This window comes from Enterobacter sp. E1, from assembly GCF_016809815.1.
GTDB lineage: Bacteria > Pseudomonadota > Gammaproteobacteria > Enterobacterales > Enterobacteriaceae > Enterobacter > Enterobacter adelaidei.
The window spans coordinates 135506-158653 of the sequence record NZ_JAFBJM010000005.1 but is presented as its reverse complement, the minus strand read 5'-3'; the positions used below and the strand labels follow the sequence as shown (position 1 = coordinate 158653).

Here is a 23148-nt window from a genome sequence, read left to right as displayed (position 1 = left end):
GTTCAAGCCACGGTCAATTGAAGGACATCGCCTATAATTTGCTTTATCATACTCGTCATTCGATAGCGAGCCTAACACTCTGGCACGCAAACGGCAGGATTAACGCTGGTACTGCGCTGATGAGTAAGATAGTCTCTGAGCGTTTGTAAGCCGTAGCCACTGATGACGGAACAATAAAATACAACGTATGAAAAAACGTATCCCCACCCTCCTGGCCACAATGATTGGCACAGCCCTGTACAGTCAACAGGGGCTGGCGGCCGATCTCGCCTCGCAGTGTATGCTTGGCGTCCCAAGTTATAATCGTCCTCTGGTGAGTGGCGATACAAATAACTTACCGGTAACCATTACTGCCGACAGTTCCAAAGGTACCTATCCTGACAACGCCACGTTTACGGGCAATGTGGATATTAACCAGGGTAACAGCCGCCTGCAGGCAGATGAAGTGCAGTTGCACCAGAAGCAGCCGGAAGGTGCGGCCGAGCCGGTACGAACGGTGGATGCGCTGGGTAATGTGCACTATGACGACAATCAGGTCATCCTGAAAGGTCCGAAAGCCTGGTCAAACCTGAATACTAAAGATACTAACGTCTGGAAAGGTGATTACCAGATGGTGGGTCGCCAGGGGCGCGGTGACGCAGACCTGATGAAACAGCGCGGTGAAAACCGCTATACCATTCTGGAAAATGGTACCTTTACCTCCTGTCTGCCAGGTTCGAATACCTGGAGCGTGGTCGGGAGCGAAGTCATCCATGACCGTGAAGAACAGGTTGCCGAGATCTGGAACGCGCGCTTCAAGCTGGGTCCGGTTCCTGTGTTCTACAGCCCTTACCTGCAACTTCCCGTGGGTGACAAACGTCGCTCCGGCTTCTTGATCCCTAATGCCAAATACAGCACCACGAACTACTTTGAGTTCTACCTGCCGTATTACTGGAACATTGCGCCCAACATGGACGCCACGATCACGCCGCACTATATCCATAAGCGCGGCAACATCATGTGGGAAAACGAGTTCCGTTATCTGACCCAGGCGGGTGCGGGTCTGATGGAGCTGGATTATCTGCCGTCAGATAACGTTTACAAAGACGACGTGAGAAACGTATCTGGTGATAACCGTCACCGTTGGCTGTATTACTGGCAGCATTCCGGGGTCATGGATCAGGTGTGGCGTTTTAATGTTGACTACACCAAAGTTAGCGATTCGTCTTATTTTAATGACTTCTCGTCCAAATACGGCTCGAGTACTGACGGCTATGCCACGCAGAAATTCAGCGTAGGCTATGCGGTGCAGAACTTTGATGCAACCGTCTCGACCAAGCAATTCCAGGTATTTTCTGATCAGTCCACTCCTACCTATGGCGCTGAGCCACAGTTGGACGTCAACTGGTATCAGAATGATGTGGGTCCATTCGACACCCATGTTTACGCTCAGGCGGTGCATTTCGTTAACACAGATTCGAACATGCCTGAAGCCACGCGAGTTCACCTGGAGCCGAAGATCAATTTGCCGTGGTCTAACGACTGGGCAAGCCTGAACACTGAAGCCAAGCTGATGGCGACTCACTATCAGCAAAAAAATGTTGATAATTACAACACAACTAACAATGCGCATCTGGAAGAATCGGTCAACCGAACGCTCCCACAGTTCAAAATGGACGGCAAGCTGATCTTCGAGCGTAATATGGGATTGTTGGCGGATGGTTATACCCAAACGCTTGAGCCTCGTATGCAGTATTTGTACGTGCCGTATCGTGATCAGAGTAACATTCAGAACTACGACTCTGCTTTACTGCAATCTGACTACAGTGGTTTGTTCCGTGACCGTACTTACGGCGGTCTGGACCGTATCGCATCCGCTAACCAGTTAACGACCGGCGTCACATCGCGCGTTTATGATGATGCTGCTGTTGAACGTTTTAACGTTTCTGTTGGTCAAATTTACTATTTCACGGAGTCTCGCACTGGCGATGACAACATTCAGTGGGAGAAAGACAACAAAACGGGATCGATAGTTTGGGCGGGAGATACCTACTGGCGTATGACTGAACGTTGGGGTCTGCGTGGCGGTGTGCAATATGACACTCGTCTCGACAATGTCGCTAACAGCAGTGCGGCCATCGAGTATCGTCGTGATGAAGATCGTATGATTCAGGTAAGTTATCGTTACGCTAGCCCAGAATACATTCAGGCAACGCTACCGAAAAGCAATGACCAGAACAGCATCAACTACTGGAAATTACCGCAATATTCGGATGGTATTTCTCAGGTCGGTGCGGCGGCAAGTTGGCCAATCGCCGATCGTTGGTCAATCGTAGGGGCTTACTACTTTGACACCAACACCAGTAAATCAGCTGACCAGATGGTGGGTCTGCAATATAACTCTTGCTGTTACGCGCTGCGCGTCGGTTACGAACGCAAACTTAACGGCTGGGATACTAAAAACAATCAAAGCGAATACGATAACGTGATTGGCTTTAACTTCGAGTTACGCGGTTTGAGTTCCAATTACGGTCTGGGTACGCAGAAAATGCTTCGTTCGAACATTCTGCCGTACCGTAGCTCCTTGTAATGTGCTTGATTTGCAACGTAATCCGCTTTGCGGTTAATTGAAATGGAAAAAGTATGAAGAACTGGAAAACGCTGCTGCTCGGTGTCGCTATGGTTGCGAATACCAGCTTCGCGGCCCCCCAGGTTGTTGATAAGGTCGCTGCTGTGGTTAACAACGGCGTCGTGCTTGAAAGTGACGTTGACGGTCTGATGAAATCTGTGAAGCTCAATTCGGGCGAAGCAGGCCAGCAACTTCCGGATGATGCAACGTTGCGCCACCAGATCCTGGAGCGTCTGATCATGGATCAGATCGTTCTGCAGATGGGTCAAAAAATGGGTGTGAAGGTCACTGACGAGCAGCTCGATCAGGCGATTGCTAACATCGCGAAACAGAACAATATGTCCATGGATCAGATGCGCAGCCGTCTGGCCTACGACGGTATCAGCTACGCCACCTACCGCAACCAGATCCGTAAAGAGATGCTGATTTCGGAAGTGCGTAACAATGAAGTACGTCGCCGTGTCACGATCCTGCCTCAGGAAGTGGACGCGCTGGCAAAACAGGTCGGTAACCAGAATGATGCCAGCACAGAGCTGAATCTGAGCCACATTCTGATCCCACTGCCAGAGAATCCAACCTCCGATCAGGCTGCTGAAGCAGAAAGCCAGGCACGTTCTATTGTCGAACAAGCGCGTAATGGCGGTGACTTTGGCAAGCTGGCGATCACCTACTCCGCAGACCAACAGGCGCTTAAAGGCGGCCAGATGGGTTGGGGACGTATTCAGGAGCTGCCATCCATCTTTGCCCAGGCTCTGAGCACAGCGAAGAAAGGCGATATCGTCGGACCAATCCGTTCAGGTGTGGGTTTCCACATTCTGAAAGTGAACGATCTCCGTGGGCAGAGCCAGAATATTTCCGTTACGGAAGTCCATGCTCGTCATATCCTGCTGAAAGTCTCTCCGATCATGAATGATGATCAGGCACGTGCGAAACTGGAACAAATTGCTGCTGACATTAAGAGCGGTAAAACATCCTTCGCAAATGCTGCAAAAGAGTTCTCTCAGGATCCAGGCTCTGCTAACCAGGGCGGCGATCTGGGCTGGGCGGCTGCGGATATTTATGATCCTGCATTCCGCGATGCACTGATGAAGCTGAACAAAGGCCAGATCAGTGCTCCGGTTCACTCTTCGTTTGGCTGGCATCTGATCGAGCTGATGGATACCCGTAACGTTGATAAAACGGACGCGGCGCAGAAAGACAGAGCCTACCGGATGCTGTTTAACCGTAAATTCTCTGAAGAAGCGGCAACCTGGATGCAGGAACAACGCGCCAGTGCTTACGTGAAAATTCTGAGTAACTAATGAAACAGCATCGTGTTGTTATCACTCCCGGCGAACCCGCCGGGATTGGGCCTGACCTCGTTGTCCAGCTCGCCCAGCGCAGCTGGCCGGTAGAACTGGTTGTCTGCGCTGATGCAACACTGTTACAAGACCGGGCAACACTGCTCGGTCTGCCTTTAACGCTTATCCCTTACGTTGAAGGTCAACAGCCAGCACCGCAACAAGCCGGTACGCTCACGCTGCTTTCTGTTCCCCTTCGTATGCCTGTTGTCCCAGGCCAGCTCAGCACGGAAAACGGCCACTATGTCGTTGAAACCCTTGCACGCGCCTGCGACGGTTGTCTGAAAGGTGAATTTGCCGCGCTTATCACCGGCCCCGTGCACAAAGGCGTCATCAACGAAGCGGGTATCCCGTTTACCGGCCATACCGAGTTCTTTGAAGAACGCTCGCACAGTCCGAAAGTGGTGATGATGCTGGCGACGGAGGAGATGCGCGTTGCTCTGGTGACAACCCACCTGCCCATTAAGGCCATCCCTGATGCCATCACTCCGGAACTGCTGCGGGAGATCATCGGGATCCTGCATCATGACCTGCAAACCAAATTCGGCATCAAACAGCCACACGTTCTGGTCTGCGGCCTGAATCCACACGCTGGTGAAGGTGGGCACATGGGCACCGAAGAGATCGACACCATTATTCCGGTACTTGAAGAAATGCGTGCAAAAGGGATGAATTTAAGCGGGCCACTGCCTGCTGATACCCTTTTCCAGCCGAAATACCTGGATAATGCCGACGCCGTACTTGCGATGTACCACGATCAGGGCCTGCCCGTGCTAAAATACCAGGGCTTTGGCCGCGGGGTGAATATCACCCTCGGTTTACCTTTTATTCGAACGTCCGTTGACCACGGTACTGCGCTGGATCTGGCAGGCCAGGGGAAAGCGGATGTCGGCAGTTTTATTACGGCGCTTAATCTCGCCATCAAAATGATTGTTAATACTCAATGACTAATCGAGTCCATCAGGGCCACTTAGCCCGAAAACGCTTCGGGCAAAACTTCCTCAACGATCAGTTCGTGATCGACAGCATCGTCTCTGCCATTAATCCGCAGAAAGGTCAGGCTATGGTCGAAATCGGCCCAGGTCTTGCCGCACTGACCGAGCCAGTAGGTGAACGCCTCGACGAACTGACCGTTATCGAACTGGACCGCGATCTGGCCGCACGCCTGCAAACGCACCCGTTCCTGGGGCCAAAGCTGACCATCTATCAGCAGGATGCCATGACCATGAACTTTGGCGAACTGTCAGAAAAAATGGGACAGCCTCTGCGCGTATTCGGCAACCTGCCGTATAACATCTCCACACCGCTAATGTTCCATCTCTTTAGCTATACTGATGCCATTGCTGACATGCACTTCATGTTGCAAAAAGAGGTTGTTAACCGACTGGTTGCAGGGCCGAACAGTAAAGCGTATGGTCGTTTAAGCGTGATGGCGCAATATTTCTGCAACGTGATCCCGGTCCTCGAAGTTCCGCCATCTGCCTTTACGCCGCCACCGAAAGTAGACTCTGCGGTTGTGCGCCTGGTGCCGCATAAAACGATGCCGTACCCGGTCAAGGATCTGCGCGTACTGAGCCGTATCACTACGGAAGCCTTTAACCAGCGCCGTAAAACAATCCGTAATAGCCTGGGTAATCTGTTTACGGTTGACGTGCTGGCTGAGTTGGGTATCGACCCGGCAATGCGTGCAGAGAACATCTCCGTAGAGCAGTACTGCAAGCTGGCTAATTACATCAGTGAAAATGCGCCTCCGAAGGAGAGTTAAGCCATGATTGATTCGCCCCGCGTCTGTGTCCATGTACAAAGCGTCTATGTTGAATCTCAATCCTCACCGGATGAAGAACGCTATGTCTTCGCTTACACCGTGACCATTCGCAATCTGGGGCGGATGCCTGTGCAACTGCGCGGGCGCTACTGGCTTATCACCAACGGTAATGGCCGTGAAATCGAAGTTCAGGGTGAAGGTGTGGTCGGTGAACAACCACATATCGATCCTGGCGAAGAGTATCAGTACACCAGCGGCGCGGTGATTGAAACGCCGCTGGGTACCATGCAAGGCCATTACGAAATGGTCGACGTTGATGGCAATGTGTTCCGCGTTGCTATTCCTGTGTTCCGTCTCGCCGTTACAACACTCATTCATTAATCTAATGTCTACATATCTGATTGGCGACGTTCACGGTTGCTACGATGAACTGATCGCATTATTAAAACAGGTCGACTTTACGCCCGGACAGGACACACTCTGGCTGACGGGAGATTTAGTTGCGCGTGGCCCCGGCTCTCTTGATGTTTTACGTTTCGTCAAATCGCTGGGAGACAACGTGCGCATGGTGCTGGGCAATCACGATCTGCATTTACTGGCTGTCTTCGCCGGGATCAGTCGCAACAAACCCAAAGACCGGCTCACGCCATTACTGGATGCGCCTGACGCGGACGATCTGATCAACTGGCTACGCCGGCAGCCCTTGCTGCAGGTCGACGAAGAGAAAAAGCTGGTCATGGCCCATGCTGGGATCACGCCGCAATGGGATCTTGAAACGGCTAAAACCTGCGCGCGTGATGTTGAAGCGGTTCTGGCAAGCGACTCATATCCTTTCTTCCTCGATGCCATGTACGGCGATATGCCGAACCACTGGAGCGAAGATCTCAGCGGTCTGGCCCGCCTGCGCTTTATCACCAACGCTTTTACCCGAATGCGTTTTTGTTTCCCGAACGGGCAGCTGGACATGTATTCAAAAGAGACACCGGAAAGTGCGCCCGCCCCGCTCAAACCGTGGTTTGCCATTCCGGGGCCTGTGACAAACGAATACAGCGTGGTGTTCGGTCACTGGGCTGCGCTGGAAGGTAAAGGCACGCCTGAAGGGATCTACGGTCTTGATACCGGATGCTGCTGGGGTGGAGAGTTAACCTGCTTGCGCTGGGAAGATAAAGCTTACTTTGTCCAGCCATCCAACCGACAGCTGGACTTAGGTGAAGACGAGGCCGTTGCCTCCTGAGGTTTATTCCCTCTCCCGGACGGGAGAGGGAAAATCACTTAACGACGTTCCAGAATCTCGAAGCAGTAGCTGTGGGAGTTCTGTGCATCCGCATCGTGAAACTCACTGAAGACAGACTCCCACTCATCCGGATCGTAATCCGGGAAATGGGTATCCCCTTCCACTTCTGCATCAATGTGCGTCAGATACAGCTTCTGCGCTTTTGGCAGGAACTGCTCGTACACGCGCCCGCCACCAATCACCATGATCTCTTCGGCGTTACCGCATGCGGCAATCGCCTCGTCCACGGATTTCACCCATTCAACGCGATCGTCAGTGCCAGGCTGGCTACTGATAACGATATTCTTACGGCCCGGCAATGGACGACCAATCGACTCCCAGGTCAGGCGGCCCATCACTACCGGCTTGTTTAACGTCGTACGTTTAAACCATGCGAGATCGGCAGGCAGGTTCCACGGCATGGCATTTTCCATACCGATAACACGGTCCACCGCCAGCGCTGCAATCAGACTGATCATTGAAAATTTCCCGGATGCAAAAAATTGCCGCCACTATACGGAAAGCTTAATCTTTCGTCGACTGGCGGCAGGGTAAAGAAACAGAAATTTTTTATTATTGCTGGCAACACCTCTTCACACTGAGGGTTTACTCTCTGGTTCGTCTTCCGGGTTACCTGTGTGCTTGCCCTCTTCCGTGCCCTGCCAGCCATGACGCTGGATCAGAGACAGATGATTACGATCTTCATTGATGATCTCTGTCAGCATCGCACTGGTACGTTTAAACACTGCAGCACGCTCAGTGGCCGTACTACCCGCCATCGCCGCCATCTCTTCTACCATATCGGTATTGAAGCGGCGGAACAGGTCTGCACGCTCTCGCGCTTCATACGCGCCAAGCCCCAGATTTTCCAGCGCCATACGACCAGATTTCAGCGCACCTTCAAACGTCTCACGCTCAGGTGCGTCGACGCCCGCCTGTCGCAAGCGGATATAATGATCCACATCGCGTGCACGGGAGATAATGGTCAGCTCCGGGAAATGTTCTTTTACCAGTTCCACCATCTGCATGCTGGTCTCTGGATCGTCGATGGCGTTAATCAGCACCTCGGCTTTTGCCGCCCCGGCAGACTCCAGCAGATCAACACGGGTCGCATCCCCGTAAAAGACTTTCATATCAAATTTACGCAGGGTATCGACATGGTCAGGATCGTGATCGAGGATAACCATTTTAACCCCGCTCGACAGCAGTAAACGACCTACAATCTGCCCGTAGCGCCCGAATCCGGCGATGATCACCCGCGGCTGTTCTTCGTCAATTTCATCAGCTTCCCGCTCCTGCTCGCTGCCCGATTTTTCCAGACGCGTCAGCACCACCAGCAGAACAGGCGTCGCCGCCATCGACAGCGCCACGGCAAGCGTCAGCGCTTTCGCCCACTCAGGCTCGAGTACGTTTGCCATCTGCGCCGCGCCAAAGACCACAAACGCAAATTCGCTTCCCTGCCCCAGCAGCACGGCAAACCAGCGACGCTGTTTGCCCGGCACCTTCAGCGGACGGGCAATCAACCACAACATCGCCATTTTAATGACCAGGAAACCGACCAGCAGGATGATGATCCGCAGCGGATGTGTCACCAGCGTGCCGAAGTCGACTGACATCCCCACACCGATGAAAAACAGTCCCAGCAGTAGCCCTTTAAACGGTTCTATATCGCTTTCCAGCGCGTGACGATATTCAGAACTCGCCAGCAGAACGCCTGCGAGGAACGCTCCCATCGCCATCGACAGACCGGCCTCTTCCAGCAGCAGACCAAAACCGAACACCAGGAACAGTGCCACCGCACTGAAGACTTCACGCAGTCCTGAGCGGGCAACAAACCGCAGCAGCGGACGAGTCACGTAACGGCCAAGCAGGACCACCAGAGCCAGCGCCCCTACCACCTTCAATGCCGACAGCGCGAAAGCGCCAAGCGTCGTAGAGGAACCACTTGCCGCCAGCAGCGGGATCATTGCCACCAGCGGAATAGCAGCAATATCCTGGAACAACAGCACCGAAAACGCACTGCGCCCCATCTGAGAGACCGTCAGATTTCGCTCGTTCATGGCCTGCATAGCAATGGCCGTCGAGGAGAGCGCCAGCGTCATGCCGATAAGCTCAGCCACTTTCCAGTCCATTCCCAACAGAATGCAGAACCCAGCCAGCAGCAGGCCGCAGGCCACCATTTGCAGCGCGCCACCGCCAAATACCGAGGCACGAAGTTTCCACAAACGCTGCGGGTCGAGCTCAAGGCCAATCACAAACAACATCAAGACGACGCCAATTTCAGCGAAATGGAGAATCGCCTCTGCATCCGTGACCAGACGAAAGCCCCACGGCCCAATGACGCAACCCGCAATCAGGTAGCCGAGGACAGACCCCAGCCCCAGACGTACTGCCACGGGCACAATCAGCGCCGCCGCGCCGAGGTAAATCAGCGCCTGTATCAGCGTATGGCTATCCATGGTGCGCCTCCTGCCACTCAAGTAAGCGTTGTTTATAATGACGAGCCTGCGCCTGCAACGTTTCATCGTCGCATACAAATGTACAGTGCATCGCAAAAGGCGGAAGCCAGTTCATCCCGCAATAGAGCGCGGTGGCCTGCAGCGGCTGTGCCAGGACGTCAAAACCCGGGAAGGAACCAATATCAAAGTGGCTTTCCCCACCGCCGGTCGTGACCGCCCACATCAGGTTTTTGCCCTTCAGTGCATGGCCGTTATGACCATATGCCCAGCCATGGGAGAAGACTTTATCAATCCACAGTTTCAGAAGCGGAGGGGTGCTGTACCACTGCATAGGGTGCTGCCAGATGATCAGATCAGCGCGCGAAACCGCTTCCTGCTCAGCGGCGATGTCGATATTAAAATCGGGATAAAGTTGATAGAGGGAACGTATCTCTACGTTATCAAGCGTCCTTACCTGCTCAAGCATCCGCTTATTCGCATGCGAGTGGTGCGGATAGGGATGTGCATAAATTATCAGAATCATTGATTAGCCTGTTGTTACTGCTTTCTTTTAACAAAAGAGTGTAGTCAGTAATTCAGCAGGCTAATAGTGAATATTATTGACGGGCTAACGGCAGAATTCTGAATTAGTTATCCAGCTCGCCCATGGATTTTACCTGGTCACGGTTAATCTGCTCGGTTTGACCGGTTTCGGCGTTTTTATACGACACCAGCCCGGTATCGTCATCCACCTGCGGTTTGCCGTCGGTGACAATGGTTTTGCCATCAGTGGTTTTTACGGCCTGATTAGACGAACAGCCCGCAACGGTAAACATTGTCGTGGCAGCCAGAACGGAAGCGATCAGTAATTTATTTTGCATGGTGTTTTCCCCTGCATTCAGTTGGATTTCGTTATCGACCTAACCATTTTAGGCTAACTGACTGAATGTGGATGGAAAACCAGAAGGTTCTGAAGGTGGGGATAATGCCCGGCAACAGAGTGCTGCCGGGCATTTTTACTTACTTGTTAATCTGCGCGTGCATTTCCTGCACCGAAATCACCTTCTCGGTGGCATCCGCGTTCAGCGCCATGGCTGTTGCGAAACCGCCGTTCAGGGTGGTGTCGTAGTGCACTTTGTACTGCAGCGCGCTGCGGCGAATCAGCTTGGAGTCTTCAATCGCCTGACGGCCCGCCGTGGTGTTGATGATGTAGGTGTATTCGCCATTCTTGATACGGTCCTGAATGTGCGGACGGCCTTCATGCACCTTGTTCACCAGACGTGGATTGATACCTGCTTCACCCAGCACAATCGCCGTACCGTGGGTCGCATCCAGCTCGAAGCCCTGTTTCAGCAGCTTGGCAGCCAGGTCAACCACGCGCTCTTTATCGCCTTCGCGAACAGAGAGCAGCGCACGGCCTGATTTTCTCATGGTGGAGCTGCTGCCCAGCTGCGCCTTCGCAAAGGCTTCTGCGAAGGTGCGGCCTACGCCCATCACTTCCCCGGTGGAGCGCATTTCTGGCCCTAACAGTGGGTCAACGCCCGGGAATTTGTTGAACGGCAGTACCACTTCCTTCACCGAGTAGTACGGTGGGATGATCTCTTTAGTTACGCCCTGCTGAGCCAGCGTCTGGCCTGCCATCACGCGCGCCGCCACTTTCGCCAGTGGAACACCGGTCGCTTTGGAGACGAACGGTACGGTACGTGCCGCACGCGGGTTCACTTCAATCAGGTACACTTCGTTGTCTTTAACGGCGAACTGGACGTTCATCAGACCACGAACCTGCAGCTCGAAGGCCAGCTTCTGTACCTGCTGGCGCATCACGTCCTGAATCTCCTGGCTCAGGGTGTACGCAGGCAGAGAACAGGCAGAGTCACCGGAGTGAACGCCCGCCTGCTCGATGTGCTCCATGATGCCGCCAATCAGCACCATTTCGCCGTCGCAGATAGCGTCAACGTCCACTTCTACTGCATCGTCCAGGAAGCGGTCGAGCAGCACTGGCGCATCGTTAGAGACGCTTACCGCAGTCTGGAAGTAGCGACGCAGGTCTGCTTCGTCATAAACGATTTCCATCGCCCGGCCGCCCAGTACGTAAGAAGGACGCACCACCAGTGGGTAGCCAATCTCTTTCGCCTTCTCAACAGCCTGTTCAATCGCAGTTACGGTGGCGTTTGCCGGCTGTTTCAGTTTCAGACGGTCAACCGCCTGCTGGAAACGCTCACGGTCTTCTGCACGGTCAATCGCATCCGGGCTGGTACCGATAACCGGTACGCCAGCCGCTTCCAGCGCGCGCGCCAACTTCAACGGGGTCTGGCCGCCGTACTGCACGATAACGCCTTTTGGCTTCTCGATACGCACGATTTCCAGCACGTCTTCCAGTGTTACCGGCTCAAAGTACAGACGGTCAGAGGTGTCGTAGTCAGTGGATACGGTTTCCGGGTTACAGTTAACCATAATGGTTTCGTAACCGTCTTCACGCAGCGCCAGAGAGGCGTGAACGCAGCAGTAATCGAACTCAATGCCCTGGCCGATACGGTTTGGACCACCGCCCAGTACCATAATTTTGTCGCGGTCGACTGACGGGTTCGCTTCGCACTCATCTTCATACGTGGAGTACATGTACGCGGTATCGGTCGAGAATTCTGCCGCACAGGTGTCCACACGCTTGTAGACAGGGTGCAGGTTGAACTGGTCACGCAGCTTGCGGATTTCCGCTTCGCGCACGCCTGCCAGCTTAGCCAGACGCGCATCGGCGAAGCCTTTACGCTTCAGCACGCGCAGGAAGTCAGCGTCCAGACCGTTGATGCCCAGATCCGCCACTTTCTCTTCCAGACGCACCAGCTCTTCAATCTGCACCAGGAACCAGCGGTCAATGTTGGTCAGGTTGAAGACGCCGTCCACAGACAGGCCTGCGCGGAAGGCATCGGCGATATACCAGATACGCTCTGCGCCCGCGTCTTTCAGCTCGCGGCGAATTTTTGTCAGTGCTTCCGGGTCGTCCAGGCTCACTTTCGGGTCAAAACCGGTCGCGCCTACTTCCAGGCCACGCAGCGCTTTCTGCAGGGATTCCTGCTGGGTGCGGCCAATTGCCATCACTTCGCCGACAGATTTCATCTGGGTAGTCAGACGGTCGTTCGCGCCAGCGAATTTCTCGAAGTTGAAGCGAGGTATTTTCGTCACAACGTAGTCGATAGACGGTTCGAAGGACGCAGGGGTGCGGCCGCCGGTGATGTCGTTCATCAGCTCGTCGAGGGTGTAACCCACCGCCAGTTTCGCTGCTACTTTGGCAATCGGGAAGCCGGTGGCTTTAGAGGCCAGCGCCGAGGAACGGGATACACGCGGGTTCATTTCGATAACAATCAGGCGTCCGGTTTTCGGGTTCACCGAGAACTGTACGTTAGAACCGCCGGTTTCCACGCCGATTTCACGCAGTACCGCCATCGAGGCGTTACGCATGATTTGATACTCTTTGTCGGTCAGGGTCTGGGCAGGTGCCACGGTGATGGAGTCACCGGTGTGGATCCCCATCGCATCGAAGTTTTCGATGGAACAGACGATGATGCAGTTGTCGTTTTTATCACGCACCACTTCCATCTCGTACTCTTTCCAGCCAATCAGCGATTCATCAATCAGCAGCTCTTTGGTTGGGGAGAGATCCAGACCGCGTTCGCAAATCTCTTCGAACTCTTCGCGGTTGTAAGCGATACCGCCACCGGTGCCGCCCATGGTGAAGGAAGGACGGATGATACATGGATAACCCACGTCAGCCGCGACGGCCAGCGCTTCTTCCATGTTGTGTGCAATACCGGAACGCGCGGTGTCGAGGCCGATTTTTTTCATCGCCACGTCGAAGCGACGACGGTCTTCTGCTTTATCAATCGCGTCGGCGGTCGCACCAATCATGGTTACGCCGAATTCGGCAAGCACGCCCTGACGCTCCAGCTCCAGCGCACAGTTCAGCGCCGTCTGGCCGCCCATCGTTGGCAGTACCGCATCCGGGCGCTCTTTTTCGATGATTTTGCGCAATACTTCCCAGTGAATTGGCTCGATGTAGGTTGCATCAGCCATTTCCGGGTCGGTCATGATGGTTGCCGGGTTAGAGTTCACCAGAATGACGCGGTAGCCCTCTTCACGCAGAGCTTTACACGCCTGCGCACCGGAGTAGTCAAATTCACAGGCCTGGCCGATAACAATCGGGCCAGCGCCAAGGATCAGGATGCTTTTTATGTCTGTACGTTTTGGCATTGTCTTCTCAGCTCCTGATTATTTAGCGGTCTTACGGTATTGCTCGATAAGTTCGATGAAGTGATCGAACAGCGGTGCGGCATCGTGCGGGCCCGGGCTGGCTTCAGGGTGACCCTGGAAGCTGAACGCTGGCTTGTCGGTACGGTGGATACCCTGCAGGGTGCCATCGAACAGTGATTTATGCGTCACGCGCAGGTTAGCCGGCATTGAGGCTTCATCGACAGCAAAACCGTGGTTCTGCGCGGTGATCATCACCGTGTTGTTGTCGATATCTTTCACCGGGTGGTTACCACCGTGGTGACCGAATTTCATCTTAACGGTGTTCGCACCGCTCGCCAGTGCCAGCAGCTGATGGCCGAGACAGATGCCGAAGACCGGGATATCGGTTTCCAGGAAAGATTTAATGGCGTTGATAGCGTAATCGCACGGAGCCGGGTCACCCGGACCGTTAGAGAGGAAGATACCGTCCGGGTTCATCTTCAGGACTTCTTCCGCAGAGGTTTGTGCAGGCACAACGGTCAGACGGCAACCGCGGTCAACCAGCATGCGCAGGATATTGCGCTTGGCACCGAAATCGTAGGCCACCACGTGGAATGGCAGTTCGCTCTCTTTTTTCGCTTCTGGCAGGTCGCCTTCCAGCGTCCAGCTACCCTGCGTCCAGTTGTAGGCTTCAGCGGTAGTCACCTCTTTCGCCAGGTCCATGCCGTTCAGACCCGGGAAGGCTTTCGCTTTTTCCAGCGCCAGGGCCGCATCCAGGTTATCACCCGCAATGATGCAGCCGTTTTGTGCACCTTTCTCGCGCAGCAGACGCGTTAACTTACGGGTATCAATATCGGCAATCGCCACAATGTTATGGCGCTTCAGGTAAGAAGAGAGGTCTTCGGTGTTGCGGAAGTTGCTGGCAATCAGCGGCAGGTCGCGAATGACCAGACCTTGCGCATGTACCTGAGAGGATTCTTCGTCAGCCGCATTGGTGCCGACATTGCCAATATGAGGATAAGTAAGAGTAACGATTTGGCGAGAATAGGAAGGATCAGTGAGGATTTCTTGATAACCGGTCATTGAAGTATTGAAAACGACTTCCCCAACCGCCGAACCTGTTGCCCCTATGGCCCGACCGATAAACTGGGTTCCGTCTTCCAGAACCAATAGCGCTGACTTAATCAAAACACCCTCCAGAGAATATTCACTCACTTTATTTGCATATTAATTCATAACCATGTCATGAATCAATGCAAATGTGTTGCCAGCGGATTTTTGGCAAACGGCGGCATTCTGGAGATTTGGTGGGTAAAAGTCAACTTAAAACGGATATTTTGTTTGTTCTTTTGCAAGCCTGGCGTACCGAATTCCGCTTAACCGACAAAAAGATCAGGTAAATCACCACGGAAAACGCTTGCGCGACAAGTTTAATGAGAAATCTGGCAAGAGAGCAATAAAAAGTAGACCAGATGGTCAAAATTTACATTTCAGCAACGAAAAAATAGGATGATAAGCTTACTTTTGAAAGCAAAATCGCAAATAAAGCTCGAAATAATAAAAATAAAAGGGCAATAAATTATTGCCCTATGCAATCAAGTAATTACGACTGCAATAACCACATCACGATGGGTAATAAACCTTACAAATTGTTAAGATCCAACACATCTCGCATATCAAAAAGACCATTTTCTTTGTCTTTTAACCACAAAGCAGAGCGTACGGCACCGTTTGCAAATGTCATACGGCTGGAGGCTTTATGCGTAATTTCAACACGTTCGCCAATATCGGCGAACATCGCGGTATGTTCGCCGACGATGTCACCCGCTCGTACGGTTGCGAAGCCAATGGTACCCGGCACGCGTTCGCCGGTGTAACCTTCGCGGGTATAGACCGCGCAGTCTTTTAAATCTTTATCAAGTGCATGAGCAATCGCTTCGCCCATTGCCAGCGCCGTACCTGATGGTGCATCAACTTTGTAACGGTGGTGCGCTTCAACAATCTCAATGTCGGTATAGTTACCCATCACCTTCGCCGCTTTCTCCAGCAGCTTGAGCATGACGTTTACGCCCACACTAAAGTTCGCAGCAAAGACAATCGCAATTTCTTTTGATGCGTCCTGAATAGCCTGCTTACCTGCGTCGTCAAAACCGGTAGTACCGATGACCATTCCTTTGCCGTGCTGGCGGCAAAACGCCAGATGCGTCAGCGTTCCTTCCGGGCGGGTAAAGTCGATGAATACATCGAAGTCATCTTTAACCGCGTCAAGGCTACTCTGAACGGTAACGCCCGTCTTTCCTGCACCCGCCAGCTCACCTGCGTCGGCGCCAAGAAGTGAGGAACCTTCACGCTCCAGGGCCGCACCCAGCGCCACGCCATCCATCTGTAGTGCCGCCTGAATCAGTTGGCGACCCATACGTCCACCCGCGCCCGCAATCGCGACACGGATCTGTGCATCATGCATAGTTATTCTCTTACGTTAAAATGATGTAAACCGTTTTCAGATTAACCAGCCTTCACGGAGGCTGCCAACTGAAAACACCAATAATTAGAATTTAATGATAAACAGGAAGAAATATCAGTAAAAAGCATAACGATCAGCGAAAACCGCAGGATTCCCGCACCACGAGGGCGGGGGGAAGGATAATCCGTTTTGCCGGTTCATCATTTCCTTGCATGCGGCTATACAGCAACTCTCCTGCCTTGCGCCCAATCTCTTTCGCGGCGACAGATACCGTCGTTAGTGCAGGCTGAACCAGCGCCGCTTCGGTGATGTCATCGAATCCCACCAGGGCAAAATCACGTCCGGGTTCCCGGTTCAATTTGCGTAAACACTGCATAACCCCGAGGGCCACAATATCCTGATAACAAATCGCGGCGGTGATTTCCGGATTATCGGTCAGCAAACTCTCTGCCACCCGTGCACCATCGCTTTGGCTGGCCTGTGAAGTCACAATCCAGGCCGGATTCGGCGTAATACCGTATTCCAGAAGTTTACTGGTAAATCCGCCAATACGCTGCGCCCGTGACCCCGAATTCTGGCTACCGCCGATAAATGCGATCCGCCGGTGTCCCATTTTTAAAAGATGTTCGGTCGCCATTTGGGTGCCAAGAAAGTTATCTGTTCCAACAAAATCGAACCCCGGATCGCTAAGCGGTCGTACAACCATAATCGCCGGAATATTGCGTCGCTTCAGGCTATCAAAAAATGATTGGGGCGTTTCGCGGGCGGCACAGAGCACCATGCCACCCACGTTGTTACGCATCAGCGAATCAACAAACTTTTGCTGTCGCTCGGCGGATTCTTCGCTATTTGCCAGAAACAGCATCAGCTCATGGCGCTCCATCTCATGGCTTAAGCCGGCGGTCATCTCGCCGTAGAAAGGGTTGGTGATGTCATGCAAAAGCAACCCCACCTGGTTACTGCTGCGGTTTCGCAGGTTAGCCGCCGTCTGGTTATAGACATAGCCCGATTCATCCAGCGCCTTCAGTACCCTTTCGCGTGTACTCTGCGAAATGCGCCCTTTATTGCACAGCACCATTGATACCGTTGCCGTAGATACCCCTGCGTACTTCGCAACATCTGCCAGCGTGATTCCTGTCATGTTGTCTCCTTAGTCTTCACTACAGATTAATCGAATAACCTATTTTTTGCATTTTTCCCTGTGAGTCTCTTCACATTACGGCTACCAATCAGGATCCCATTCGTATTTATGGCGGGTTAATCGCGTTAACCACTCTTCTCAAACGCGGTTAATCGAATAACCTTAAATAACGATTACGGAGGATAAGATGACAACTTACGACAAATTCCCCACGGTGACGATTCAGGGTTATGACGACAGCGCCTGGCAAGGTTGGGAGGCGATTATCAGCAGCCTTGATGCAAAAAACCGACAGTGCAGCCGCACCGTACTGGTGATTGATTGCTATCCCGGCGTGCGCATGACCGAACTTGAGAACGCTTTGCTGCCGCAATTGCGTCCGACACTCACAATCAATGTCGAACAAGCGCGACAGGATGAGCGCACCATTCATGAAATGCTGGCACGCAACCTCACGGACGATCGCGTCTTTGGCGTACTCTCCTGCCACCAACTTGTTGAGTTTTTCGATCCCACTCCTCTGGAAACATTGCAGGCTCAGGTGAGCCAATGCTCTGAAGGGCTGATTGTGATTTATGGCCCCGGTGCGGCGCTCGTCCATCCGGGTGATGTGCTGGTGTATGCCGATCTTCCTCGATGGGAGATCCAGCAGCGTATGCGCAGCGGTGAGATGGGGAACTGGGGCGTAGAGAATCAGCATGAAGATATCCTTCGTCGCTACAAACGCGCCTTTTTTATCGAATGGAGAGTCTTCGATCGCCACAAAACGCCGCTTCTCAAACGCGCCGATTTTTTACTGGATACAACCCGGGCAAACCAGCCCGCGATGGTCAGCGGCGAAGCCCTGCGTGCCGGGCTTGAACAAACGACCTCGCAGCCTTTCCGCGTAGTCCCCTTTTTCGACCCCGGAATCTGGGGCGGCCAGTGGATGAAACAACAATTCGATCTCGATCCCTCTGCACCCAATTACGCATGGTGTTTTGACTGTGTGCCCGAGGAAAACAGCCTGTTACTGCGTTTTGGCGCAGTGCGGATCGAGATCCCCTCTCAGGATCTGGTTCTGCTTGAGCCTCGCGCTCTGCTGGGTGAGAAAGTTCACGCACGTTTCGGCGCGGAGTTCCCGATTCGCTTTGACTTTCTCGATACCGTTGGCGGCCAAAACCTAAGCTTCCAGGTCCACCCCGTTACCGAGTACATCCAGCAACAGTTCGGGATGCATTACACCCAGGATGAGAGCTATTACATCCTGGACGCCAGGCCAGATGCCGTTGTTTATCTGGGCACCAAAACCGGTATAGATCCTAAGGACATGATGGACGATCTCAGGCGTGCGGGGCGCGGTGAAAAACCGTTTGATGATGCCCGTTTCGTTAATCAAATCCCGGCCAAAAAACACGACCATTTCCTGATCCCTGCAGGCACAGTGCACTGCTCCGGCGCCGGGACCATGGTACTGGAGATCAGCGCTACGCCGTATATCTTCACCTTCAAACTATGGGACTGGGGCCGCCTTGGGCTGGACGGTCTGCCGCGCCCGGTACACCTGGACCACGGTGAAAAGGTGATCGACTGGCAGCGCGACACGCAGTGGGTGCATCAGCATCTGGTGAATCAGTTTGAACCTATCGCAGAAGGAAATTACTGGCGCGAAGAACGAACGGGGCTGCACGAGCGAGAATTTATCGAAACCCGTCGTCACTGGTTTAGCGAACCCGTGTTGCATCATACCGGTGGCGGTGTGAATGTGCTGAATCTCGTGGAGGGAGACGAAGCCATTGTCGATAGCCCAACCGGTGCGTTTGCACCTTTCACCGTCCATTACGCCGAAACCTTCATCATTCCGGCAAGCGTCGGTGAATATCGCATTTCACCGCCCGCCAATTCCTCCAGCCAACCACTGGCGACTATCAAAGCCTGGGTAAGGAGTTAACGATGATTCATTTTATTGTCGCCACCCACGGTCCGCTTGCCAGCGCTCTGCTGGAGAGCGGCCGGATGGTTTATGGCGATCTGCCCGGCGTGCACGCCGTTTGTCTGACCGAACAGGCAGGGATAGAGGGCTTCCGCCGTGACTTTTGCGCCACTCTGGAAGCAGCAAGCATAAATGCTGATGGCGTGCTGGTGCTGTGTGATATGCAAAGCGGCACGCCCTGGAATGTGGCTTGCGAGGTCGCGTTTAACCAGCATACACATCCACCTGTCGCCGTGGTCGCGGGGGTCAACTTCCCGATGCTGCTGCAAACCGACGAGGTGATGATGGCACGCGATGTTCATCATGCTGCCGCGCAAATAATCCAACTCACTCTGCCGACGCTGGTACAGGCGAAACAGATAGATTCTGAACCGACAGACGATTTTTAAGGAGCTGCATATGAGTATTTCTTTTGTTCGCATCGACGATCGCGTGATCCATGGGCAGCTCATCACACGCTGGGCCAAAGAGCTGCCCTGTGACGGCATCGTTGCCATTGATGATGCCGTTGCGGCCGATCCGCTGCTGTCGTCGGTCATGAAAGGCGCCGTCTCTGACACCAAAGTGTGGCTGTTCGATACCGCAACGGCGATTGAAAAACTGCCCAAAGTGATTGCCAGCGAGAAGCGGTATTTTGTGATAGGCAAATCGCCGCTTACGCTGCAGCGAATTGAACAGGCAGGCATTAGCCTGAAAAACAGCAACGGGAAAATCAACGTGGGGCCGATGAGCGCTCGCGCTAACACGATCACCATCGGCCCGAATCAATCGGTCACGAAAGATGAAGCGGCGGCGTTCGAGTGGCTCACCGTCCAGGGACACGCGATTGAATTCCGCCTGGTTCCCGATGCCAGTTTTTATACCTGGCAGGACGCCAGACAAAAGCTGAAATAAGGAGCGGATCATGTTTATCGAAGCGTCATTAATTGGCCTGCTGTGTTATCTGGGTGCACTCAGCAGTCCGTGGCTTTTAGGGTTGACTGGCGGTTGGTATCTCATCTCCCGACCGCTTATTTCCGGGATGCTGGTTGGCCTGATCCTGGGCGATATCAAAACCGGAATTATGATTGGCGTAGCGGTGCAGGCAGTGTATATCGCGATGGTGACCCCCGGCGGCTCGATGCCAGCAGATTTAAACTTTGTGGCTTATCCAGCCATTGCGCTGGGGATCCTTTCCGGCAAAGGACCTGAGGTTGCCGTCGCACTGGCAGCAACTATCGGTATCGCCGGAACCATTCTCTTCAATGCGATGATGGTGCTCAATTCATTCTGGAATCATCGGGCGGATGTCGCGCTGGAAAATGGCGATGAGCGAGGAATCTACCTCAACAGCGCCATATGGCCACAGGTGATGAATTTTGTGCTGCGCTTTGTCCCCACGTTTATCGCCGTCTTTTTTGGCGCGCAATACATTAGCGGCTTTATGGACAGCCTGCCGCAGATCGTACTCTCGACCATGAACGTGCTGGGCGGTATTTTGCCCGCCGTCGGTATTGCCATCCTGCTTAAGCAGATCATCAAAAGCTACACCATGCTCATCTATTTCCTGGTGGGCTTCGTCTGCATCGTTTTCCTGAAACTCAATATGGTTGCGCTGGTGATCGTGGGCGCCCTGCTGGCGCTGATTCATTACAACTACAAACCTGAGACGCCGCAGGCCGTGGCCTCTGCACCAGTCCCTGACGACGAGGATGAATTCTGATGGAAGAACGTAAACTGACCCGCAAAGATCTGCGCCGCTGCTGGCGGGCGTGGATGATGCACAACCTCTCTTCAATGAGCTTTGAACGGCTGGAATCTTTCGGCTTCTGCCTGAGCATGCTGCCGGTGGCAAAAAAACTCTATCCCGATGCAGCACAACGCACCGAGATGCTGCGTCGTCACGCGTCGTTCTACAACACAGAGCCGCAAATTGGCGCGATTGTTAACGGTATGGCGCTGGGTCTGGAAGAGAAGAAAGCCAACGGCGAGCCGATTGATGGTGAAACCATCAACACTCTGAAGGTGGGCCTGATGGGGCCGATAGCAGGGATCGGCGATTCGATGATCCCCGGAATGCTAATCCCCATCCTCCTCAGCATCGGGATGGCGCTGGCGGCAGGAGGGAACATACTTGGCCCGCTGTTTTATACCGTTGCCTGGCTGGCCATTATTATCCCGGGCTCATGGTTCCTGTTTCTTAAAGGCTACCAGATGGGATCAGGCTCTGTGGAGATGCTGGTCAGCAGCAAATCCACCCGCCTACGGGAAGCGCTCTCCCTGCTGGGCGTATTCGTCATGGGCGGCGTGGCGGCCAGCTATGTGAAGCTCGGTACCGGGCTGGAGTTCATCACCCGCGACGGCGTTAACATTCACGTGCAGCAGATGCTGGACGGTATTTTCCCGCAACTGCTTCCGCTGGTGGTGGTGCTGGGTACCTGGTACCTGATGGCAAAACGCGGCGTGTCGCCAGTCAAAGCCATGGTTCTACTGCTGGTACTCGCAGCGCTTGGCGTGGCAACCGGGGTGTTTGCAGGATAAAAAAGCCGGGGCTCTGCCCCGGCTTTTTTTATGGATGGAAATGGTGCCACAGCTCTGCCGTTCTGTCCGGGCGCGAGATAAACTGAAACCGAGCCGGATCGTCAATAAACTGCTGATAAATAGGCTCGTCCGTAATACCAAACTCACTGTAACGACGCGGTGTGATCATCTGTAACCGCCCTGCCATATAGTGGCTATTATGCTGCCATATAATATTTTTTCCCTGAACCAGCGGATACCAGGCCAGCCCCTTGCGCGCGCGAACCGCGTCATATTCAAAGCCGTACTCACGATCGCACCAGGCACCAAAAGTCAGCGGAGTATCAGGCGAGGCCGAAATGGTCGCATGACCCCAGCCAGGTGGCACCAGCACCTTTTCTCCAGGCCCCGCTAAAACGGCAAAACAGCGTCCGGGATCGTCCTCGACGTACTCCTGCATGTAAATAATCGCTTTACCTTGCCAGATCTCATAAAGCTCCGGCGGTGACCATCCGCTATGCTGGCTGATGCGGTGGACATGCCCCTGGCTGCGAATTGGCTCATCGCCGAGCGTACCTGCAGCGTAGGTAACCACACCAAAGAGCAACATCCGTTTTTCCAGCTCCGGTCTGTCCATCAGTCGCGCGACATCCATGGCGATGGCATACACCTGATCCGGCCCCTGACAGTCAGGATCGCGCAGTGACGGGCGGATCTGATCCAGAGTACGGATTTCCGGCATCGGCCCTGTGACATCATCACCATAGCTAAAACCCAGCGGTTGATGGGTAATGGTCATATCAAGGCCATAGTCAGACATGACGCACCTCGACACCTTGCCCGGCGGCAAAGACTCGCAGAGCGAAACCCTCTGCCAGCGCCGCGTAGTCGTGCCCCGCGACGCTTGGCCAAACGGCCAGCGAGGAGAGCGTCTCATTACCGGTGTTGATCAAACGGTGCGCCGTAAAAGGAGGAATAATGTGTACCGACCCTGTTGCTACCTGCTCAATACGCGCATCGCCCGCCTCCGTTTGCAACAACAGTAAGCCGCTGCCACGCAGGCCAAAATAGACTTCCCCCTGTTCACGGCGCTCATGAAAATGACCGCGCGTCATAAAGAACTCATCACCAACTTTACCTGCATGAAGGTGCGTGACACCAACGTAGAGCGCCCCCTCAGCCATGGGGGATTCCAGTACCTCAACGTCGTATACGCTTTGTTGGGGGTCGCGACACCTCCACTCCTCGCGGTTAGCGAAGATGCAGGGAAGATCGGCAAGGCGGGTTGTCTTGCGAACAAGCGGGCCTCTGGCTAGCGCCCCAGTAGCCCATGCCACCTGAGGTGGCAGAATAATTTCTGGTTCCATAGTCATCTCCGGCCCAAGGAGAACAGCAACATCAGCCTATCAGATTAAACGATTAAC

The 23148-nt window shown here is 53.7% G+C and carries 21 protein-coding genes; 11 read left to right on the top strand and 10 right to left on the bottom strand.

From position 1 onward, the window contains the following. The first annotated feature begins 187 nt into the window (after positions 1 to 187). The 6 genes from lptD to apaH are packed head-to-tail and all read left to right on the top strand — an operon-like array spanning position 188 to position 6947. The gene (gene lptD, locus JGF26_RS14990; RefSeq protein ID WP_049005248.1) at positions 188 to 2569 is read left to right on the top strand and encodes an LPS assembly protein LptD; all 2382 of its coding nucleotides are present in this window, start codon (positions 188 to 190) and stop codon (positions 2567 to 2569) included. 53 nt (positions 2570 to 2622) lie between these two features. Continuing rightward, positions 2623 to 3909: a peptidylprolyl isomerase SurA gene (gene surA / locus JGF26_RS14985; protein WP_049005247.1), complete on the top strand. Its 1287-nt coding sequence runs from the start codon at positions 2623 to 2625 to the stop codon at positions 3907 to 3909. After that, positions 3909 to 4895 carry a 4-hydroxythreonine-4-phosphate dehydrogenase PdxA gene (gene pdxA / locus JGF26_RS14980; protein WP_134708280.1) on the top strand — a complete coding sequence of 329 codons (987 nt, stop codon included), beginning with the start codon at positions 3909 to 3911 and terminating at the stop codon, positions 4893 to 4895. The genes surA and pdxA overlap by 1 nt, the downstream gene beginning before the upstream one ends. Next, on the top strand, positions 4892 to 5713 hold the full coding sequence (gene rsmA / locus JGF26_RS14975) for a 16S rRNA (adenine(1518)-N(6)/adenine(1519)-N(6))-dimethyltransferase RsmA (RefSeq protein WP_013095540.1): 822 nt from the start codon (positions 4892 to 4894) through the stop codon (positions 5711 to 5713). Before pdxA ends, rsmA begins: the two co-directional genes overlap by 4 nt. 3 nt (positions 5714 to 5716) lie before the next feature. Next, a complete protein-coding gene (apaG, locus tag JGF26_RS14970; RefSeq protein ID WP_028016649.1) occupies positions 5717 to 6094 on the top strand; it encodes a Co2+/Mg2+ efflux protein ApaG in 378 nt (125 codons plus the stop codon). Positions 6095 to 6098: 4 nt separating this feature from the next. Further along, positions 6099 to 6947: a bis(5'-nucleosyl)-tetraphosphatase (symmetrical) ApaH gene (apaH, locus tag JGF26_RS14965; RefSeq protein ID WP_028016648.1), complete on the top strand. Its 849-nt coding sequence runs from the start codon at positions 6099 to 6101 to the stop codon at positions 6945 to 6947. 38 nt (positions 6948 to 6985) lie between these two features. On the opposite strand, the gene folA is transcribed toward apaH, so the two are convergent. The 8 genes from folA to JGF26_RS14925 form a co-directional block, all read right to left on the bottom strand. Beyond that, the gene (folA, locus tag JGF26_RS14960) at positions 6986 to 7465 is read right to left on the bottom strand and encodes a type 3 dihydrofolate reductase (protein ID WP_008502023.1); all 480 of its coding nucleotides are present in this window, start codon (positions 7463 to 7465) and stop codon (positions 6986 to 6988) included. Positions 7466 to 7579: 114 nt separating this feature from the next. Continuing rightward, positions 7580 to 9445 carry a glutathione-regulated potassium-efflux system protein KefC gene (kefC, locus tag JGF26_RS14955; RefSeq protein ID WP_108089549.1) on the bottom strand — a complete coding sequence of 622 codons (1866 nt, stop codon included), beginning with the start codon at positions 9443 to 9445 and terminating at the stop codon, positions 7580 to 7582. Next, complete coding sequence (kefF, locus tag JGF26_RS14950; protein WP_028016646.1) at positions 9438 to 9968, bottom strand: glutathione-regulated potassium-efflux system oxidoreductase KefF; 531 nt, start codon at positions 9966 to 9968, stop codon at positions 9438 to 9440. The genes kefC and kefF overlap by 8 nt, the downstream gene beginning before the upstream one ends. A gap of 103 nt (positions 9969 to 10071) precedes the next feature. Continuing rightward, positions 10072 to 10305 carry a YgdI/YgdR family lipoprotein gene (locus JGF26_RS14945; RefSeq protein ID WP_023310357.1) on the bottom strand — a complete coding sequence of 78 codons (234 nt, stop codon included), beginning with the start codon at positions 10303 to 10305 and terminating at the stop codon, positions 10072 to 10074. Between the two features lie 139 nt (positions 10306 to 10444). Continuing rightward, positions 10445 to 13669, bottom strand: coding sequence for a carbamoyl-phosphate synthase large subunit (gene carB / locus JGF26_RS14940; RefSeq protein WP_134708279.1), 3225 nt, complete (start codon positions 13667 to 13669; stop codon positions 10445 to 10447). A gap of 18 nt (positions 13670 to 13687) precedes the next feature. Continuing rightward, positions 13688 to 14836 carry a glutamine-hydrolyzing carbamoyl-phosphate synthase small subunit gene (gene carA / locus JGF26_RS14935; RefSeq protein ID WP_028016644.1) on the bottom strand — a complete coding sequence of 383 codons (1149 nt, stop codon included), beginning with the start codon at positions 14834 to 14836 and terminating at the stop codon, positions 13688 to 13690. 454 nt (positions 14837 to 15290) lie between these two features. Further along, positions 15291 to 16112, bottom strand: a complete 822-nt coding sequence (dapB, locus tag JGF26_RS14930; RefSeq protein WP_134708278.1) for a 4-hydroxy-tetrahydrodipicolinate reductase — start codon at positions 16110 to 16112, stop codon at positions 15291 to 15293. 133 nt (positions 16113 to 16245) lie between these two features. Then, positions 16246 to 17253: a LacI family DNA-binding transcriptional regulator gene (locus JGF26_RS14925; protein ID WP_129323952.1), complete on the bottom strand. Its 1008-nt coding sequence runs from the start codon at positions 17251 to 17253 to the stop codon at positions 16246 to 16248. A 187-nt stretch (positions 17254 to 17440) separates the two neighbouring features. Here JGF26_RS14925 and JGF26_RS14920 point away from each other — a divergent pair, with 187 nt between their 5' ends. The 5 genes from JGF26_RS14920 to JGF26_RS14900 are packed head-to-tail and all read left to right on the top strand — an operon-like array spanning position 17441 to position 21745. Further along, positions 17441 to 19183 carry a class I mannose-6-phosphate isomerase gene (locus JGF26_RS14920; protein WP_049005241.1) on the top strand — a complete coding sequence of 581 codons (1743 nt, stop codon included), beginning with the start codon at positions 17441 to 17443 and terminating at the stop codon, positions 19181 to 19183. A gap of 2 nt (positions 19184 to 19185) precedes the next feature. Further along, on the top strand, positions 19186 to 19614 hold the full coding sequence (locus JGF26_RS14915) for a PTS sugar transporter subunit IIA (protein ID WP_049005240.1): 429 nt from the start codon (positions 19186 to 19188) through the stop codon (positions 19612 to 19614). A gap of 10 nt (positions 19615 to 19624) precedes the next feature. After that, positions 19625 to 20119 (top strand): PTS sugar transporter subunit IIB, encoded by a 495-nt coding sequence (locus JGF26_RS14910; protein ID WP_028016639.1) that lies wholly within the window; start codon positions 19625 to 19627, stop codon positions 20117 to 20119. Positions 20120 to 20129: 10 nt separating this feature from the next. Then, on the top strand, positions 20130 to 20927 hold the full coding sequence (locus JGF26_RS14905; RefSeq protein WP_049005239.1) for a PTS sugar transporter subunit IIC: 798 nt from the start codon (positions 20130 to 20132) through the stop codon (positions 20925 to 20927). Then, positions 20927 to 21745 (top strand): PTS system mannose/fructose/sorbose family transporter subunit IID, encoded by an 819-nt coding sequence (locus tag JGF26_RS14900; protein ID WP_028016637.1) that lies wholly within the window; start codon positions 20927 to 20929, stop codon positions 21743 to 21745. Before JGF26_RS14905 ends, JGF26_RS14900 begins: the two co-directional genes overlap by 1 nt. Before the next feature lie 28 nt (positions 21746 to 21773). On the opposite strand, the gene JGF26_RS14895 is transcribed toward JGF26_RS14900, so the two are convergent. Then, on the bottom strand, positions 21774 to 22544 hold the full coding sequence (locus JGF26_RS14895) for a glucose-6-phosphate isomerase family protein (protein ID WP_134708277.1): 771 nt from the start codon (positions 22542 to 22544) through the stop codon (positions 21774 to 21776). Then, the gene (locus tag JGF26_RS14890; protein ID WP_049005236.1) at positions 22537 to 23091 is read right to left on the bottom strand and encodes a glucose-6-phosphate isomerase family protein; all 555 of its coding nucleotides are present in this window, start codon (positions 23089 to 23091) and stop codon (positions 22537 to 22539) included. Before JGF26_RS14890 ends, JGF26_RS14895 begins: the two co-directional genes overlap by 8 nt. Between the last annotated feature and the right edge of the window lie 57 nt (positions 23092 to 23148).

Coding starts and splice junctions, on each gene's coding strand:
- JGF26_RS14900 (WP_028016637.1), top strand. CDS start 20,927: ATGGAAGAACGTAAACTGACCCGCAAAGATCTGCGCCGCTGCTGGCGG.
- kefF (WP_028016646.1), bottom strand. CDS start 9,968: ATGATTCTGATAATTTATGCACATCCCTATCCGCACCACTCGCATGCG.
- dapB (WP_134708278.1), bottom strand. CDS start 16,112: ATGCATGATGCACAGATCCGTGTCGCGATTGCGGGCGCGGGTGGACGT.
- JGF26_RS14910 (WP_028016639.1), top strand. CDS start 19,625: ATGAGTATTTCTTTTGTTCGCATCGACGATCGCGTGATCCATGGGCAG.
- JGF26_RS14945 (WP_023310357.1), bottom strand. CDS start 10,305: ATGCAAAATAAATTACTGATCGCTTCCGTTCTGGCTGCCACGACAATG.
- folA (WP_008502023.1), bottom strand. CDS start 7,465: ATGATCAGTCTGATTGCAGCGCTGGCGGTGGACCGTGTTATCGGTATG.
- JGF26_RS14905 (WP_049005239.1), top strand. CDS start 20,130: ATGTTTATCGAAGCGTCATTAATTGGCCTGCTGTGTTATCTGGGTGCA.
- JGF26_RS14925 (WP_129323952.1), bottom strand. CDS start 17,253: ATGACAGGAATCACGCTGGCAGATGTTGCGAAGTACGCAGGGGTATCT.
- apaH (WP_028016648.1), top strand. CDS start 6,099: ATGTCTACATATCTGATTGGCGACGTTCACGGTTGCTACGATGAACTG.
- apaG (WP_028016649.1), top strand. CDS start 5,717: ATGATTGATTCGCCCCGCGTCTGTGTCCATGTACAAAGCGTCTATGTT.
- surA (WP_049005247.1), top strand. CDS start 2,623: ATGAAGAACTGGAAAACGCTGCTGCTCGGTGTCGCTATGGTTGCGAAT.
- lptD (WP_049005248.1), top strand. CDS start 188: ATGAAAAAACGTATCCCCACCCTCCTGGCCACAATGATTGGCACAGCC.
- JGF26_RS14915 (WP_049005240.1), top strand. CDS start 19,186: ATGATTCATTTTATTGTCGCCACCCACGGTCCGCTTGCCAGCGCTCTG.
- pdxA (WP_134708280.1), top strand. CDS start 3,909: ATGAAACAGCATCGTGTTGTTATCACTCCCGGCGAACCCGCCGGGATT.
- carB (WP_134708279.1), bottom strand. CDS start 13,669: ATGCCAAAACGTACAGACATAAAAAGCATCCTGATCCTTGGCGCTGGC.
- JGF26_RS14895 (WP_134708277.1), bottom strand. CDS start 22,544: ATGTCTGACTATGGCCTTGATATGACCATTACCCATCAACCGCTGGGT.
- kefC (WP_108089549.1), bottom strand. CDS start 9,445: ATGGATAGCCATACGCTGATACAGGCGCTGATTTACCTCGGCGCGGCG.
- JGF26_RS14920 (WP_049005241.1), top strand. CDS start 17,441: ATGACAACTTACGACAAATTCCCCACGGTGACGATTCAGGGTTATGAC.
- rsmA (WP_013095540.1), top strand. CDS start 4,892: ATGACTAATCGAGTCCATCAGGGCCACTTAGCCCGAAAACGCTTCGGG.
- JGF26_RS14890 (WP_049005236.1), bottom strand. CDS start 23,091: ATGGAACCAGAAATTATTCTGCCACCTCAGGTGGCATGGGCTACTGGG.